Origin of the sequence: Halorussus vallis, assembly GCF_024138165.1 — an archaeon.
Lineage (GTDB): Archaea > Halobacteriota > Halobacteria > Halobacteriales > Haladaptataceae > Halorussus > Halorussus vallis.
Window position 1 is genome coordinate 2,854,801 of the sequence record NZ_CP100000.1, and the last position, 15,558, is coordinate 2,870,358.

Consider the following 15,558-nt stretch of genomic DNA (forward strand, 5'->3'; position numbering starts at 1 on the left):
CGGCGGCGCTCGTTTCGGTTTCCTGGAACGTCTTTCGCCTTCTTCGAGAGAGGCGAAACCTACTCGTCGAGCAGCGACTCCAGTTCGCCGACGACCTCCGGGTTCTGGAGCGCGCTCGTGTCGCCGAGGTCGTCGCCGCTCGCGATGGCCGCGAGGTACCGCCGGACGACCTTCCCCGACCGGGTCTTCGGCAACGAGGGGGCGAACGTGACGACATCGGGCACCGCGACGGAACCGATGGCCGACTCGACCGCCGACCGGACGGCGGCTTCGAGCGCCTCGTCGCCGGCGACGTTCGACTCGGGGCTGACGAACGCGTGAATCCGGGAGTCCTCGGCGGCGTCCGACCCGACGACCACGGCGGCCTCGGCGACCCCCTCGACGCCGACGACCGCCGACTCGATCTCGGCGGTACTGAGCCGACGGCTGGAGACGGTGATCACGTCGTCGGCCCGGCCGAGCAGGTGGAGGTAGCCGTCCTCGTCCCGGACGGCGTTGTCGCCGGTGTCGTAGCGCCACTCGCCGTCGATTCTCGGGGTCCGGCGCTCAGCCCAGTCGGTCCCCTCGCACAGCGACCGGGCCATCCCCGGCCAGGGTCGGGTGAGGACGAGTCTGCCCGCCTCCCCGTCGGCGACTCGCTCGCCGGTCGCGTCGACGACCGCCGCCTCGATGCCCGGCAGGGCTCGCCCGACCGCGCCGGGCCGCATCCGGTCGACGCCGGGGAGCGTCGAGATGACGATGCCGCCGGTTTCGGTCTGCCACCACGTGTCGACCACCGGGCACTCGCCGCCGCCGACGTGGTCGCGGTACCAGTGCCACGCGGTCTCGTCTATCGGCTCGCCGACGGTGCCGAGCAACCGGAGACTCGACAGGTCGTGGCGCTCTGGGTGTTCGGGTCCCCACTTGACGAACGCCCGGATGGACGCCGGCGAGGTGTAGAAGACGTCGACGCGGTTGCGTTCGATGATCCGCCAGAGCCGGTCGTTCTCGGGGTGGTCTGGCGTCCCCTCGTAGAGGACGGTGGTCGCCCCGAGCGCCAGCGGGCCGTAGACGGCGTAGGAGTGGCCGGTGATCCAGCCCACGTCGGCCGAACACCAGTGGGTGTCGTCGGGGCCGAGGTCGAGCACCGCGCGGGCGGTCCAGGAGACGTGGGCGAGGTAGCCGCCGGTGGCGTGGCGGACGAGCGTCGGTTCGCCGGTCGTCCCCGAGGTGTAGATGAGAAACAGCAGGTCTGTCGCGCCGCGGTCGACCGGGTCCACCTCCGCGCCCGCGTGGGCGTCGACCATGTCACCGTAGGAGCGCCGGTCGCCCGACGCGGCGTCGCCGAGTCGGTCGACGACGATCTGCTCGACATCGTGGTCGACCGACAGGCAGGCGTTGTCGGCCCGGTGGGAGAGGTCGAGGGCGGTCCCGCGCCGGTAGTAGCCGTCGCAGGTGACGAGGTACTCCGAGTCGGCCCCGTCCAGCCGAGTGGCGAGTGCGTCGGCCGAGAAGCCCGCGAAGACCACGCTGTGAGGCGCGCCGATGCGCGCACACGCCAGCATGGCGACCGGGAGTTCGGGAATCATCGGGAGGTAGAGCGTGACCACGTCGCCCTCCTCGACGCCTAGTTCCCGCAGGGCCGCCGCGAACGCGTTCACCTCCTCGTACAGTTCTCGGTAGCTCAGGGTTCGGTTCTCGCCGAGTTGGCCCTCCCAGGCGATGGCCGCCTCCTCGCCCCGGCCGGCCTCGACGTGCCGGTCGACGCAGTTGTACGAGGCGTTCAGCCGCCCGCCGGGGAACCACCGGATGGTGTCCTCGTCGTCGTACACCGCGTCGTAGGGTCGCTCCCAGTCGAGGAGCGCGGCGGCGCGCTCCCAGCATCCCGGCCAACCCGCCTCGCGGAACGCGTCGCGGTCGGCCGCGGTGACGTTCGCCGAGGCGGCGAACGACGCCGGCGGTTCGACCCACTCCCGCTCCCGGACCGCCTCGCGCTCGGGGGGCCGCCCGTCCTCGTTTCGCTCGCCCATTCGTCCCCACTTGGTGAAAACGGGTCAAAAACGTTCGCCCGCTCTCGGCGGCGAGCGGGGCGACGGCCCTCGGTGGTGAACGGGCGACGACGACCCTCGGCCGGCGGCCGAGGGCCGTCGTCGCGTGAGGTGTCGTCGCCCGGGATTTCGTCGCACGAGGCCGTCGCCGGCCGAAAAACCGCCCGTCCGTCCGCGGACCGCCGCGCCCGCGGCGGTCCGCGGCCCTCGCCGTCACTCCTCCAGGCGCCGCTGCCATTCCTGGACGCGGTTCATCAACTCGATGGGCGAGGTGTCGCTCAGTTCCACGTCGCCGAGTTCGTCCAGCACCGACTCGGCGGTCGGGTCCGGCGCGCCAGACCCGGCCGTCGAGTCGGGGTCGCCAAGGCTCTCGCGGTCGAGTTCCCGCGCTTCGTCGGCCTCGCGCTCGTCCGCCGCGCTGTCGGCCACTGCACCGCCGTCGGCGCCCACGTTCTTCATCTGGCCGCTCCCCACGTCGAAGACGACCTGCTTCGTCCCGCCGCCGCTCGCGCCCTTCGTCTCGATGGCCTCGTCGGCCCGGAGTCGAGCCAGCACGTCCCGGGAGCGCTCCACGACCGGCGCGGGCACGCCCGCGAGGTCGGCGACGTGGATGCCGTACGAGCGGTCGGTCGGTCCCTCCTCGACGGTCCGGAGGAAGGTGACGTCGCCGTCGGACTCGTCGGCCGCGACGTGGACGTTCGCCACCCGGTCGAGGTGGTCGGCGAGCGTCGTGAGTTCGTGGTAGTGGGTCGCGAACAGGGTCCGGGCGCGGACTTCGTTGTGCAGGTACTCGGTGGCGGCCCAGGCGATGGAGATGCCGTCGTAGGTCGCGGTGCCCCGGCCCACCTCGTCCAGAATCACGAGCGAGTCCTCGCTGGCGGAGTGGAGGATGTTGCTCAACTCCTGCATCTCGACCATGAACGTCGACCGGCCCTGGGCGAGTTCGTCGAGCGCGCCGACCCGGGTGTAGATGCCGTCGACAAGACCCACTGCGGCCGACTCGGCGGGGACGAAGCTTCCGACCTGCGCGAGCAGGGTTATCAGGGCGACCTGGCGCATGTACGTCGACTTGCCCGACATGTTCGGGCCGGTGACGACGAGGAACCGCCGGTCGTCGGTCAGGCGCACGCCGTTCGGGACGAACTCGGTGGTCTGCTCGACGACGGGGTGGCGGCCCGCCTCGATGTCGAGGCCGCCCGACTCACGCAACTCGGGGCGGGTCCAGTCGTTCTCGACGGCGTGGACCGCGAGGCTCGCCAGCGCGTCGACCTCCGCGAGCGCCCGCCCGACCGCCTGCAGGAGGTCGGCGCTCGCGGCGACCTCCCAGCGCAACTCCTCGAACAGTTCGTACTCCAGGTCGCCCCGGCGCTCCTCCAGTCGCAGTATCTCGCGCTCGCGCTCGGCGAGTTCGTCGGTGGTGTAGCGCTCGGAGTTCTTCAGGCTCTTGACCCGGTCGTAGCGGTCGGGCACCTTGTCGGTCTCGGATTTGCCGACCTGGATGTAGTAGCCGTCGGTCTTGTTGCGGTCGACCTGGAGGTGGGCGATGCCGTGGGCGCGCTTCTCGCGGGCGTCGAGGGTGTCTATCCACTCCTCGGCCTCCTCGTGGCCGTCGATGAGGTCGTCGAGTTCGTCGTCGTAGCCCCGCCGGAACAACCCGCCCTCCGTGACGGTCCCCGGCGGGTCCGCGACGAGGGCGTCCTCCAGCGTCTCGCGCAGTTCGGCCGCCCGCTCGCGGTCGGGACGCCCGACGATGTCCGCGAGCGGCGACGCCGATAGTCCGGGGTCGCCAGCGATGGCGTCGGCGACGTCGGGGAGCAGCGCCAGCGTCTCGCGGACGCGCTGGAGGTCGCGGGCGTCGGCGCTCCCGTGGGCCGCCTTGCTCGCCAGTCGTTCGAGGTCGTAGCCGCCCGACAGCGCCTCCCGGACGCCCTCGCGGGCGAGCGCGGCGTTGGCGAACGCCGCCACCGCGTCCTGTCGCTCCCGGAGCGTCGCGGGGTCCCGGCGGGGTCGCTGGAGCCACTCTTTCAGCAGGCGTTTGCCCGGACTCGTCGTCGTGTGGTCGACGGTCGCGAACAGCGACCCCTCGGGGTCGCCGTGCATCGTCTCGGCGAGTTCGAGGTTGCGCTGGGTGGTCGCGTCGAGTTCCACGTGGTCGTCGCCCGCGTAGGTCCGCAGGCGGGTCATCGAGGACAGGACGGCCGTGCCGGTTTCCTCGACGTACGACAGCAACGCCCCGGCGGCCCGTACCGCGGGTTCGTCCTTCCCGTCGAGGCCGACGCTGTCGAGGGCCTCCGCGCCGAACTGCTCGCGCGTGACGTGGGTCGCCCGACCGGGCGCGAAGGCGTCGGCGCGGTGAATCGAGAGGACGGCGTCGGTGCGCTCGCGCACCCCGTCGAGGAACGCGTCGTCGTTGCGGACCTCCGGGCCGGGCAGGACTTCGGCAGGGTCGAAGCGGTACAGTTCCGTGAACGCCCTCGCCGTCGCGCTCTCGGCGTCGGTCCCCGAGACGTCGGTCACGAGGAACCGACCGGTCGTCACGTCGGCGAACGCCAGGCCGTAGCGGTCGGGGGCGACCCGGACGACCGCGGCGATGTAGCGCGCGTCGGCGTCGGTGGTTTCCAGCAGGGTGCCTGGGGTCACCACCCGCGTTATCTCGCGCTCGTGGCCGTCTTCGGTTTCGTGCTGGTCGGCGATGGCGACCCGGTAGCCCCGCTCGACCAGGCCCTTGAGGTGGGGCGTGAGCTTGTCGACGGGGACGCCCGCCATCGGATAGCTCGACCCGTGGCTCGACTTCTGGGAGACGTTGAGGTCCAGTATCTCTGAGACCTCCTCGGCGTCCTCGCCGAAGAACTCGTAGAAGTCTCCGACCTGCATCACGAGGTAGTCGGCGTCGGTCTCCTCCTTGAGCGAGAGGAACTCCCCGACGATGCCCCCGTCGGCGGCCGTCACGGCGACCGCCTCCGCGGGTGAGCGCGCGGCGAAATCATACTCGGTGACAGGGCCGTCCGCGACAAAAGCGATGCGGGTTCGCGGTGAAAGTGAACGGCCAATGTTGGACGTCGGACGTGTTGCCGTGTGCGCTGAAAGCGGTTCGTCGCTCGCCGCGAACCCCAGCGACACGAAGAAGACTGCCTCGAAAGCCCCCGCTCGCCGGCGGTCGCTCCGCGGGATATTCGACGCTCGCCAGTGGTGAGCGTCGAATAGTGGCCCGTCGGAAGCGACCAGGTGCCTGCAGCCCGCCAGCGCGCGGCCCCTTTCAGTCCCGCCGGTCGGTTGTTACACCGAGCGTTCTCGTCGGCTGGTTCACCTTCTCCCGCGGCGGTCGTTCGGTTTTCGGGTTCCGTGAGTCGACACGCCGAGCGTCGCCACTCGGCCGTCGAGCGTCGCGAACGGCGTGGAAAATCAGAACGCGTGCCGCCTCAGACCTTCGCCTTGTAACCCGCGTCCTCGACGGCCGCGGAGATGTCCTCGTCGCTGGCGTCGCCCTCGACGTTCACCGAGTTCGTCTCGTTGTTCGCCGTCGCGTCGGTCACGCCGGGCACGTCGCGCAGCGCGTTCTCGACGGTTTCCTCGCAGCCACCGCAGCTCATGCCTTCGACGGTTATGGTTCTCGCCATGTCGCTTACTTGGCGGTCGTCCCTTTTCCGCGTTTCCCCTTCGATACCCCGGGTCGAGTTCCATCGAGGTTTAGAAAACCGAACCGACGTCGCCGACGAGTTCCCGAATTTAGCCGTAACCCCGGTAAGGCATCGAGCCGTACGTTCCCGCATGAGCATCAAGGCCGCGCTACAGAGCGTGCTGACGAACCCCGCGTACCTCACCGCGTGGGGTGTGCTGGTCGCGGCGTCGCTCGCGGTCCTTGTCTGGGACCTCCGGGCGAACAACGGCGAGCTGAAGAGCCTCATGAAGTTCGTCTGGGGTTTCACGGTGCTGTACTCCGGGCCGTTCGGCCTGCTGGGGTACTGGTACTCGGGCCGGACCCAGATCGACCACGACTCGCTGTGGCGCAAGGGGTTCCGGTCGGTGAGCCACTGTTACTCGGGATGCGGCACCGGCGAGGTGCTGGGCGTCTCCATCGCGGCCGGCCTGCTCGCGTTCAAGACCACGGGGACCATCCTCCTGACCTTCGCGCTGGCGTACCTCCTCGGCTACGCGCTGACGGTCGGGCCGCTGCTCCAGGAGGGCGTCGGCCTCGGCGAGGCGCTGAAGGACGCCCTCTACTCGGAGACCGCCTCCATCACCGTGATGGAGATCGTCGCTATCAGCATCGACGTCTGGCTGGCGGCCGAGGCGACGATGGGCGAGGTGCTGTTCTGGACCTCGCTGGTCTTCTCGCTGACGATGGGACTGCTCGCGGCCTACCCCGTCAACCTCCTGCTCATCCGCTTCGGCGTCAAGGAGGGAATGATGAACCCCGCGAAGATGGGCACCGAGATGGGCGCCTGAGGACCTCTCGCGCCGCCCGACTCGGCCGTCGCCCGCGCCCACCGACCCCGCCGTGATTCGCCCCCACCGACCCCGCCGCACCGACGCGCTCGCCTTGGATTTTTAGCCACTGGCCCTAAGGCGCTGGCTGGCGTCTTTCCGATGCTATGGCACTGCAAGAACTCGACCTCAGCGACGAGCAGCGCGAGTGCATGGACAACTGCTTCGAGGCCGTCCAGGCCTGCGAGTGGTGCGCCGACCAGTGTCTCGACGAGGACATGGACATGGCCCGGTGTATCCGACTCTGCCGGGACGTCGCCGACCTCGCCAGCGAGCACGCTCGATTCATGGCGCGCAACTCCAACTACAGCGACGAACTCGCGGAGGCCTGCGCCGGGGCCTGCGAGGAGTGCGCCGAGGAGTGTCGCCGCCACGACGCCGACCACTGCCAGACCTGCGCCGAGGTCGTCGAGCGGTGCGCCGAGTCCTGCCGCCAGATGATGCAGGCCTAGAGCCGCGAGTCGATTTCTGCGAGCAGTTGCCGGGCCGCGCCGACGCGTTCGTCGGCCGCGGCGTTTCCGGTTTCGTCGACGTTCGACAGTAACATCCGGACCTGTTCGACGCGTTTCTCGATTACGGACTCGGGGACTCCCGGGCCGACGGCGTCGGCGCAGACCGCCTCGGCCTCGCCGAGCCACCGGCTCGCGCGCGTCTCGACCGGCAACTCCGCGGTCGCTTCGAGGTGGGCGTGCAGGTCGTCGACGAGTTCGCGGAGGTCGTCGTCTTCGGAGTCCTCGGCGTCGTCCATACCTCGCGTTCGGTCCGGACCCGCAAGGATGATGGGGTCGAAGCGAGCGCGTGGGGGTATGAGCGACCACGGCGGAACCGGCGGTGCGGACTCTGCGGAAGACGAGTCCGGAGGCGGGGACGACGCCCACGAGAGCGACGAGGGAGACGGCGGACAGGACGACCACGACCACGGACTCCCGCCCGAGGACCTCCAGTACCCCGAGTTCGTCTTCGAGTCGGGCGACGTCGACGACCGCGGCGGCTTCGACCTGCACGCCGACCTCGACCGCGAAGAACTCCGGGCGTGGCTCTCGGACCTCGCCGGCGGTCTCGCCAGCCACGATATCGCGGTCCAGTCGCCCGACGGGTACGTCACGCTCGGGGTCGCCCCCGAGGGGATGGCGATGCGCTTCGACCCCGACGAGAACTGCGTCGGCGAGTTCGAGGTGACCGTGAAGATGCGCGCGAAGTCGATGTTCGTCGCCGACGACCCCGACGGCGAGAAGGTGGGCGCGCGCGGCGGCAAGGGGTTCGTGCCGGTCGAGATGCTGGATTCGGACGCCGATGCCGAGGCATTCCGGTGTTACAACTGGATAGACGACCCGACGGACCCGTGAAAGCGGGAGGATTCCGTGTCGATTCGCGTGACTGCGGATTCCGTAGAAGTCAGCGAAACTCAGCGATACGTCGAGACGGAGCTAGCTACTCCCGACACCAGTGAGTGAAGAAGCCCTCCCTCGGCCTCCCTTCGGTCGGCCTCGGTCGCCCTTCATCCTCCAGGAATCCCCCACTCCTCCCCGCGCCGCTTCGCGGCGCGCAACCTGTGCTCGGTGTCGGGTCTGGTGATTTCGCCTCCCGTTTCGGCCAGTGCCACCGACCCAGGGATGCGTGAGGGGTCGAAGACCCCGAGCGTGGAGGTACGGGGCGCGGTGCTGTGCGGTGGCGGTGCGGTACTCAGTTGTATCGTGCGAGTGGCGGTCTGCGGCGTAATTGTAGTAGCTGTTGCGGTTTCGAAGTTTCAACTGTGTCGGGAGTAACTAGCCACTCGACTCCCGTCCAACTCACTACACGACCCCCCGATGCTACCGCCTGCCACCCGCTCCCGCGCGTATGGACGCTCTTTTAAGCCCGCGAGAGCTACGTACGTCCATGATTTTCGAATCTCTTCCGACGACGCCGACGTCGGAGGAACTCATCGATAAGGCGTTCTCGCGGGCGGCGCGGGCGGGCCGGGCCCAGCAGGGCTCGCAGGCCCAGCAGTCGATGCTCCAGACCGCCTCCAACATCCTGAGCGACAACCTCGGCAACGTCGCCACCGAGTGGCCCGACTTCCGGGAGGTCGACCCCTTCTACTACGAACTCGCCGACGCCATCGTGGACGTTGACGAACTCCGCAAGAGCCTCTCCGAAATCCAGTGGGCCAGCAGGAAGACCAAGGAGATCGGCCGCGGGTACCAGGGCAAACTCACCGGCGACGTCGACTTCGACCGGAAGGTCCGCAAGCAGGCGTTCGCCCGCCTCGCGGACATCGTCGAGGAGGTCGAAGACGACCTCGCGCAGGTCGGACAGGCCCGAAACGACCTCCGGAACCTCCCGGACATCGACCCTGACGAACCCACCATCGTGGTCGCGGGCTACCCGAACGTCGGCAAGTCGTCGTTCGTCAACGCGGTCACCAACGCCCGCAACGAAATCGCCGAGTACCCCTTCACGACCAAGGGCGTCCGAGTCGGCCACTTCGAGAAGGACCACATCCGCTACCAGATCGTCGACACGCCCGGCCTGCTCGACCGCCCGGCCGACGAGCGCAACGCCATCGAGAGCCAGGCCGTCTCGGCGCTGACCCACCTCGCCGACGCCATCGTCTTCGTCGTCGACGCCTCCGGCTACTGCGGCTACCCCCTCGACGCTCAACTCGAACTCCGAGACTCGCTGGCCGAGCAGTTCGCCGACGCGACGGTGCTCACCGTCTGCAACAAGGCCGACCTCTCGGAAGATGTCGAGGCCGACGCCTACATGAGCGTCGAGAACGGCGAAGGCGTCGACGAGGTGCTTGACGCCGCGGTCGACGCGACCGGGTACGAACCCGAACTCCCCTTCGAAGACCGCGAGCGGTAACGCCGAACTCGGCTCGATTTTCCCCCGCGGCGGAGCGCTCCGGGACGACCGTTTCTCGTGACGTGAGGAACAGTCAGGCCGTCGCGCCGACGCGGCCGGCAATCACGCCGTCACGCCGACGCGGCCGGTCGGCTTGGGGAGCCGACCGGCGGAGCGTCGGGAGTCGTCGATTCGAGACGCGCCGATTCGAACGCTTCCGTTTCGAAAGGCGCCGTTCCGAGCGGCGGTGCTTCGAGGCGGGTCGTCGACGAGAGGCCCGCTCGCTGAGAGCTCCCGCCGGTCGCCCGCTGGAAGTCGACGAACCGGACCTGGACCGTGGGCCGGCGCCCGGTTTCGGCGGCGATGCGCCGGCGAAGCGCCTGCGCGAGGTTCGGGTAGTTCCGGTCGGCGCTCCGGCGGACGGCCACCGTGACGGTCGGGGACCCCTTGCCGACGAGCGACCCGGTGTAGCCGATGCTGACCGACGCGAGGCCGAGTTCCGAGTACCGCGGTTCGTCGAGCACGTCCTGGATGGCCTGATTCGTGCCGCGCTCGAACGTCACCTGCATGTACGTCCCGTATATCGCGCCGCCGGTCGCGGCGACGACCACGAGGGTCGCCGCCGCCACCGTGGCGGCCTGGACCGGTCCATCGGGCGACGGCAGCGAGATGCCGCCCGAGGAGTACCCGAGCGCCAGCAGGGTGAGGTACACCGCGAAGTTGATGGCGACGAAGGTGACGGTGACGGTGACCAGCGACCCGGCCGCGACGACCGGGCGCCCCCAGACCAGCGCGAGGCCGACGACCGCCGCCGCGGGCACCAGCGCCGCGGCGATCATCACGCCGATGAGCGCGGTCGGTCCCTTCGTCGTCAGCCCGAAGGCCGCGGCCGACCCCGCGGCCGCGCCGACCGCGACCGTCAGGAAGTTCGGCGCGGCCCGACTGGCGACCAAGTCGATGGCTTCGATTTCGAGCGTCGGCGGGACGACGTACAGCGCCCTCACCAGCGCGCCGAACAGCCCCGCGGCGAGCACGGCGACGGCGAGCCCTCCGGCCTGGAACACGAGGCTGTCGCGGAACATCTCGTCGTCGCCGGAGACGAGGCCGACGCTCGTCGTGAGCACGGGGCCGACGAACGGCGCGATGACCATCGACCCGACGACGACGGCCGGCGACCCCACCAGTAACCCGGCGGCGGCGATGACCGCCGACAGGAACACCATCCCGACGTAGGCCATCGGGTCGCGGCTTAAGTCGCGGGCCTTCGACCGGAGCTCCGGCACCGGAAGCGGGTCGTAGGTGCCGGCGTACCGGTTCATCAGCTCCTCGATGGTCGGCGTCGAGGCGGTTTCGACGCTCCCGACGACCGTGTAGGCGTCTTCGCCGAGGCCGGCATCGTCGAGTGCGCCGAGTATCTCCCCGGAGGCGTCGGCCGGAATCGGAAACTCCAGCAGCACTTCCTCGTCGCTGTCTTCGAGGACGACGTACTCGATGTCGCGGTCGACCAGCGCCCGAATCACCGGGCCGCGATGCTCGTCGGGTACGAGAACGTGAACGAGGCGCACGAAATCACCACGACGTGGCGGGCTAAAAGGCGTCTGGCCGGCGGGGCGAGCAGTCGAGTCGGGGGACGGAGTCGAGGTCGGTCACAAGAACCATCACCGCAGAGTGAGTGGAACGGGCCAGATGCGGCTCATCGAAGTTCTCGTGCCGGACGAGCGACGAGACGGCGTGCTGACGGTGCTGGACGAGGAGAACATCGACTACGTGCTCACCGCCGAGGAGAGCGGCCGGGAGGCCGCCTCGGTGGTCCGGTTCCCGCTGCCGACCCAGGCGGTCGAGGGGGTGTTGTCGAACCTCCGGGAGGCCGGTCTGGAGGACGACCGCTACACGGTGGTCGCCAGCGCGGAGTCGGCCCGGACCCGGAACTTCTCGGAACTCGAAGACCGGTTCGTCGCGGGCGGCGAGGAGGACGACCGAATCGCCCACGAGGAGATACGGGCGAAGGCGATGGACATGACGCCCGACCCGCTGACCTACTACGCGATGACCCTGCTGTCGGCGCTGGTCGCGACCGCCGGCCTCCTGCTTGACTCGCCGGCCATCGTCGTCGGGTCGATGGTCATCGCCCCGCAGGTCGGGTCGGCGCTCACCGCCAGCGTCGGCGCGGTCCTCGGCGACCGGAAGATGGCGTTCGACGGCCTCGCCTCGCAGGCCTACGGCCTCGCGCTCGCAATCGTCGGCGCGCTGGTGTTCGGGGGAGTCCTCCAGGCGGCGGCGTTCGTCCCGCCGGCCCTCGACGTGACGACCGTCTCCCAGATCGGCAAGCGCGCCTCGCCGGGCCTGCTCTCGCTCGCGGTGGCGATCGCGGCGGGGTCGGCCGGCGCGTTCGGCCTCGCGACCGCGCTCCCCGTCTCGCTAGTCGGCGTGATGATCGCCGCCGCCATCGTTCCGGCGGCCGCCGCGGTCGGCATCGGCCTCGCGGCCGGTCGCCCCGTGGTCGCGCTCGGCGCGCTCAGCCTGCTGGTGGTCAACGCGCTCGCCATCAACCTCATGGGCATCGTCACCCTCCGCCTGTTGGGCTACCAGAGTCGCGACGTCCCCGACGACGGGCGCGACCGCATGAGCCTGGCGCGAAAGGTCGTCGCCGCCGGTCTGGTGCTCGCCGTCACCGCGGGCGCGGGCGTCGCCATGGCCCAACAGATGGCGTTCGAGAACGCCGCCAACCGCCAGGTCCAGGACGTGCTCGCCCAGGACCAGTACGCCGAACTCGAACTGTCGAGCGTCGAGACGGAGTACAACGACCGCGGGCTGTTCGACCCCGCCCAGGAGGTGACGGTCGTCGTGAGTCGCCCCTCGAACGTCCCGTACCCGCGGCTGGCGGAGGAGGTCGCAGACAGCCTCGCCGACCGACTCGGCCAGCGCGTGCGGGTCGAAATCCAGTTCGTCGAACGCCAGCGGGCGACGGCGTGAGTTCGCGGGTGTGTTGGCTCTCGAACGGTGACCGGAACTGCGACAGCCAGCACGAGTACGACAGTGATCGCGACCGCACTCGCACGACGCAACTGAGTCTCGCATCACACCGCAACCGCGACGGCGACCGCCATTCGCACGATACAATTGAGTAGCCGCACCGCAACCGCCACACGCCTCCCCAGCCGACTCCTTCGCACCCTGCGGGCGCTCAGTCGTCCCTCGCGCGAGATGGTTGGCTCACAAGGAGCCGACCGCGCGCGCCACAGCGGCTGTGGCGATACGCGAAACTGGCTTTAGGTCACGGCGCGCGCTGGTGCGACCTCGTGTCGCACCAATTTCGCGCGAGGGATGAGCGAACGCAGTGAGCGAATCGGCTGGGGAGGCGTGTGGCGGTTGCGGTGCGGATACTCACGTGAATCGTGTAAGCAGGACGCTTCGTTCGACAAGGCATCGTGTTTCGTCCGACTACACACCGTCAATTCCACCGTGCGAGCAGACCGCTTCCTTCGTATAACTCCGTTCGTTGCAGAGTACGAGCAGAACGCCTCGTCGTTCAAACATCGTCAACTACGAAGTCTGAGCAGAACACCCTGTTCGCGTAGTTCCAAGAAAGAAGAGGCGTGTCGTTCCGCGTGTTCTCTAGCCGAAGTCCGATTACGCGCTGGTCGCGTTGTAGACGACCTGTACCTGGGCGGAGACCGTCACCGGGCCGGACTCGATGTTCGTCCCGGCGTCGCTCGCGGCACCGGACTCGGTGACGGTCGCCCGAACCGGGCTGAAGCTCACGTCGCCGGTCGAGACGCTGTGGACGCCGGTTACCGAGAGGTTCGCGCTCTGGGCGAGCACGTCGGCGTTCCCGCGGGCGTTGTTCATCGCGTCGCGGAGCGCGTCGGCGCGCACTTCGCGGCGGCGCTCCTCGGAGAGCGTGAGTTCGACGCCGTCGACGCGGTTGGCGCCGTTCGAGACCGCCACGTCGATGATGCGACCCACTCGGTCGACGTTCGAGAGCGTGATTTCGAAGGCGTGGACGCCGCGGAACTCCGGTTGCCGTCCGGGTTTCTCGGTCGTCGTGTAGTAGCGCTGGTCGATGTTGTAGGCGACCGTCCGAATCTGGTCGTCGGAGACGCTGGCGTTCTCCAGCGCCGCGCGCAACTGCGAAACGTTCTCCGCGAGTTGCTGGCGAATCGCGTTGACGTCGTCACCCTCGGCGACGACCGACACCCGCAGTATCGCCTGGTTCGGTTCGGCCTCCGCCTGTCCGCTCGCGGAGACGCTGATGGTCTGGCCGTCGGCGGTGGCGTTCTGTTCCTGTGCGTTCGCAGTCGCGGTCGGGTCGAGGCTTCCGGCGCACCCGGCGGTGACCAGAAGCAACGCGACTGCCAGTGTCGAGAGTACTCCCCTGTGCATCGCAACGTCGGTACGACCGCCTCCGTGATATATCTCTGTATGAGTCAAACGACCGTTTCACCAATCTAGGGGGTCGAGACGCCGATTCGCGGTTCGCGGTTACGCAGGTCGTGGGTCGCGGTTGGCGGTTCACGGGTCGTGGTCGTGGGCCGCGAATCGCCGTCAGGCCTCGACCGTCTCGACTTCGACGTACCGAACCTGGACGGCGACGCGGTGGGCGTTGTCGCCGTTGACGCGCCTGCTCAGGCGCTCGGCCAACTGCGGGTACTGTTCGCCCGGCGGGTGGCCGACGGTGACGACGACCCGGTCCGAGCGGTCGAACGGGAGTTGCCCGCCGTCCTGGAACTCCACGTTCAGCAGTTCGGCATCGGTGTACTGCGGCGACTCGAGCACCGCGTTTATCTCCTGTTCCGCGTCCTCGTGGAACGTCGCGGTCTGGATGGTCGTGTAGGTGACGCCGCCGAGGAACACCGACAGCACCGCGAGCGCCACCATCAAGACTCCGATTCGCTTGAACAGCGTCGCGCGCGTCTCGTCCAGTTCGAACCACGTCTTCGGGCGGTAGCCCAGGTACCAGAGGACGATCAGACCCGAGAGGTTGATGGAGAGGATGTTGACCAGCACGAGCACGCCCGAACTCAGCGCCGCCATCGGCTTCCACCACGCGATGGCGATGCCGACCGCCGCCGCGGGCGGCACCAGCGCCGCGGCGATCATCACGCCGACCAGCGCCACCGAGACGCCGGACGCCATGCTCAACACCCCGGCCGCGCCCGCTCCGAGCGCGACGACCAGCGAGAGGAAGTCGGGGGTGAGCCGACCGCTCACTTGCCCGATGGCGGTCACGTTCGTCTGCGGCGGGAAGAGGTAGCCGTACCGGACCAGCAGCGCGAACAGGGTCGCGCTGAGGATGGCGCCCGCGCCGCCGACGAACTGGAGTTTCACGCCCTCGCGGAATAGTTTCGTGTCGCCGATGACGGTGCCGACGCTCGCGCCCATCGCGGGGCCGATGAGCGGCGCGATGACCATCGACCCGACCACGACCGCCGGCGAGTCCAGCAGCATGCCGGCGGTCGCCACCACCGCGCTGATGACGGTCATCGCCACGAACGTCGGGAACTCCGGCGACATCTCGTTAGCCTGCGTCCGGAGTTCCTCGCGGGCGATGCGCTCGGTGTCGCCGTTCTCCTCGGCGAAACGCTTCTCCAGTTCCTCGTACCGCCGGGAGGTGTCCGTCTCGGCGTCGATAATGACCATGTGGGCCTCGTCGCCGAGGCCGGCGTCCTGGAGTTTGTCGATAATCGGCTGGACGGCGTTGGTCGGCAGCGGGAAGTGGGCGATGGCGGTGTACTCCCGACCGCTCGTCTCGTCGCTCAACATGTAATCGACTCCCTCGTCTTCGAGCACGTCGACTACCGTCTGGCGCTTGCCCGCCGGTATCGACACCTGCACTAACCGCATACACTCGAAGTGGTGTGCGCGAGGATTATAAGTGGGGTGGCAATAGGCTCGGAACGAGTCGGATGAGGGCGCGAGAGCGGGCCGTTCGCGTAACGGAGTCGGTCGACGGATGGCGTTCCTTCGTTGCCTACGAAACACCGCGACGAACGAGAACCGAAACGCGGCAACGATACCGACGAACGCCTCGAAAGCCCCCGCACGCTGGCGATCGTTCCGAACTCTGTCCGGCGTCTCGGCGCGTGCTGGCGCGACTCCGCCGTTTGGAGTCGCGCCCTCACGTGCGAGGGATGAGCGAACGCAGTGAGCGAATCGGCTGGGGAGGCGTGTGGCTGTCGCGGTGCGGTGCGGGTACTCATCGTCATCGTGTGAGTGGCGG

General features: G+C 68.9%; 12 protein-coding genes. 5 read left to right on the plus strand and 7 right to left on the minus strand.

Going from position 1 to position 15,558, the window contains the following annotated elements; all coding sequences use genetic code 11:
* Nucleotides 1-59: 59 nt before the first annotated feature.
* The 3 genes from NGM07_RS14425 to NGM07_RS14435 form a co-directional block, all read right to left on the minus strand.
* Complete coding sequence (locus NGM07_RS14425) at nucleotides 60-2,009, minus strand: acetate--CoA ligase (protein WP_253512787.1); 1,950 nt, start codon at nucleotides 2,007-2,009, stop codon at nucleotides 60-62.
* Between the two features lie 231 nt (nucleotides 2,010-2,240).
* A complete protein-coding gene (gene mutS, locus NGM07_RS14430) occupies nucleotides 2,241-4,976 on the minus strand; it encodes a DNA mismatch repair protein MutS (RefSeq protein WP_253512789.1) in 2,736 nt (911 codons plus the stop codon).
* Nucleotides 4,977-5,446: 470 nt separating this feature from the next.
* Nucleotides 5,447-5,644 (minus strand): heavy-metal-associated domain-containing protein, encoded by a 198-nt coding sequence (locus tag NGM07_RS14435; RefSeq protein WP_253512791.1) that lies wholly within the window; start codon nucleotides 5,642-5,644, stop codon nucleotides 5,447-5,449.
* Between the two features lie 151 nt (nucleotides 5,645-5,795).
* Here NGM07_RS14435 and NGM07_RS14440 point away from each other — a divergent pair, with 151 nt between their 5' ends.
* Nucleotides 5,796-6,473: a DUF4396 domain-containing protein gene (locus NGM07_RS14440; protein ID WP_253512793.1), complete on the plus strand. Its 678-nt coding sequence runs from the start codon at nucleotides 5,796-5,798 to the stop codon at nucleotides 6,471-6,473.
* Nucleotides 6,474-6,619: 146 nt separating this feature from the next.
* Nucleotides 6,620-6,964, plus strand: a complete 345-nt coding sequence (locus NGM07_RS14445; protein WP_253512795.1) for a four-helix bundle copper-binding protein — start codon at nucleotides 6,620-6,622, stop codon at nucleotides 6,962-6,964.
* Here the strand turns inward: NGM07_RS14445 and NGM07_RS14450 are convergent.
* Entirely contained in the window at nucleotides 6,961-7,260 is a 300-nt protein-coding gene (locus NGM07_RS14450) for a DUF8152 family protein (RefSeq protein ID WP_253512821.1), read from the minus strand. The genes NGM07_RS14445 and NGM07_RS14450 overlap by 4 nt on opposite strands.
* Before the next feature lie 58 nt (nucleotides 7,261-7,318).
* Between NGM07_RS14450 and NGM07_RS14455 the strand changes: the two genes are divergently transcribed.
* Both NGM07_RS14455 and NGM07_RS14460 read left to right on the plus strand, forming a co-directional pair.
* Nucleotides 7,319-7,858 (plus strand): hypothetical protein, encoded by a 540-nt coding sequence (locus tag NGM07_RS14455; RefSeq protein ID WP_253512822.1) that lies wholly within the window; start codon nucleotides 7,319-7,321, stop codon nucleotides 7,856-7,858.
* Nucleotides 7,859-8,390: 532 nt separating this feature from the next.
* Nucleotides 8,391-9,359, plus strand: coding sequence for an NOG1 family protein (locus NGM07_RS14460; RefSeq protein ID WP_253512824.1), 969 nt, complete (start codon nucleotides 8,391-8,393; stop codon nucleotides 9,357-9,359).
* 110 nt (nucleotides 9,360-9,469) lie between these two features.
* Here the strand turns inward: NGM07_RS14460 and NGM07_RS14465 are convergent, their stop codons facing one another.
* Nucleotides 9,470-10,903: a DUF389 domain-containing protein gene (locus tag NGM07_RS14465; RefSeq protein WP_253512826.1), complete on the minus strand. Its 1,434-nt coding sequence runs from the start codon at nucleotides 10,901-10,903 to the stop codon at nucleotides 9,470-9,472.
* Nucleotides 10,904-11,024: 121 nt separating this feature from the next.
* Here NGM07_RS14465 and NGM07_RS14470 point away from each other — a divergent pair, with 121 nt between their 5' ends.
* Complete coding sequence (locus NGM07_RS14470; protein ID WP_253512827.1) at nucleotides 11,025-12,311, plus strand: TIGR00341 family protein; 1,287 nt, start codon at nucleotides 11,025-11,027, stop codon at nucleotides 12,309-12,311.
* A gap of 657 nt (nucleotides 12,312-12,968) precedes the next feature.
* On the opposite strand, the gene NGM07_RS14475 is transcribed toward NGM07_RS14470, so the two are convergent.
* Together NGM07_RS14475 and NGM07_RS14480 are read right to left on the minus strand one after the other, a co-directional pair.
* Nucleotides 12,969-13,721 carry an SIMPL domain-containing protein gene (locus NGM07_RS14475; RefSeq protein WP_253512829.1) on the minus strand — a complete coding sequence of 251 codons (753 nt, stop codon included), beginning with the start codon at nucleotides 13,719-13,721 and terminating at the stop codon, nucleotides 12,969-12,971.
* A gap of 162 nt (nucleotides 13,722-13,883) precedes the next feature.
* Nucleotides 13,884-15,182, minus strand: coding sequence for a TIGR00341 family protein (locus tag NGM07_RS14480; protein ID WP_253512831.1), 1,299 nt, complete (start codon nucleotides 15,180-15,182; stop codon nucleotides 13,884-13,886).
* Nucleotides 15,183-15,558 lie beyond the last annotated feature (376 nt).

What these genes read in the sequence shown, in the direction of transcription:
- NGM07_RS14470 (WP_253512827.1), top strand. Translation starts at nt 11,025, where the DNA reads ATGCGGCTCATCGAAGTTCTCGTGCCGGACGAGCGACGAGACGGCGTG.
- NGM07_RS14445 (WP_253512795.1), top strand. Translation starts at nt 6,620, where the DNA reads ATGGCACTGCAAGAACTCGACCTCAGCGACGAGCAGCGCGAGTGCATG.
- NGM07_RS14440 (WP_253512793.1), top strand. Translation starts at nt 5,796, where the DNA reads ATGAGCATCAAGGCCGCGCTACAGAGCGTGCTGACGAACCCCGCGTAC.
- NGM07_RS14460 (WP_253512824.1), top strand. Translation starts at nt 8,391, where the DNA reads ATGATTTTCGAATCTCTTCCGACGACGCCGACGTCGGAGGAACTCATC.
- NGM07_RS14455 (WP_253512822.1), top strand. Translation starts at nt 7,319, where the DNA reads ATGAGCGACCACGGCGGAACCGGCGGTGCGGACTCTGCGGAAGACGAG.
- NGM07_RS14480 (WP_253512831.1), bottom strand. Translation starts at nt 15,182, where the DNA reads ATGCGGTTAGTGCAGGTGTCGATACCGGCGGGCAAGCGCCAGACGGTA.
- NGM07_RS14475 (WP_253512829.1), bottom strand. Translation starts at nt 13,721, where the DNA reads ATGCACAGGGGAGTACTCTCGACACTGGCAGTCGCGTTGCTTCTGGTC.
- NGM07_RS14450 (WP_253512821.1), bottom strand. Translation starts at nt 7,260, where the DNA reads ATGGACGACGCCGAGGACTCCGAAGACGACGACCTCCGCGAACTCGTC.
- NGM07_RS14425 (WP_253512787.1), bottom strand. Translation starts at nt 2,009, where the DNA reads ATGGGCGAGCGAAACGAGGACGGGCGGCCCCCCGAGCGCGAGGCGGTC.
- NGM07_RS14435 (WP_253512791.1), bottom strand. Translation starts at nt 5,644, where the DNA reads ATGGCGAGAACCATAACCGTCGAAGGCATGAGCTGCGGTGGCTGCGAG.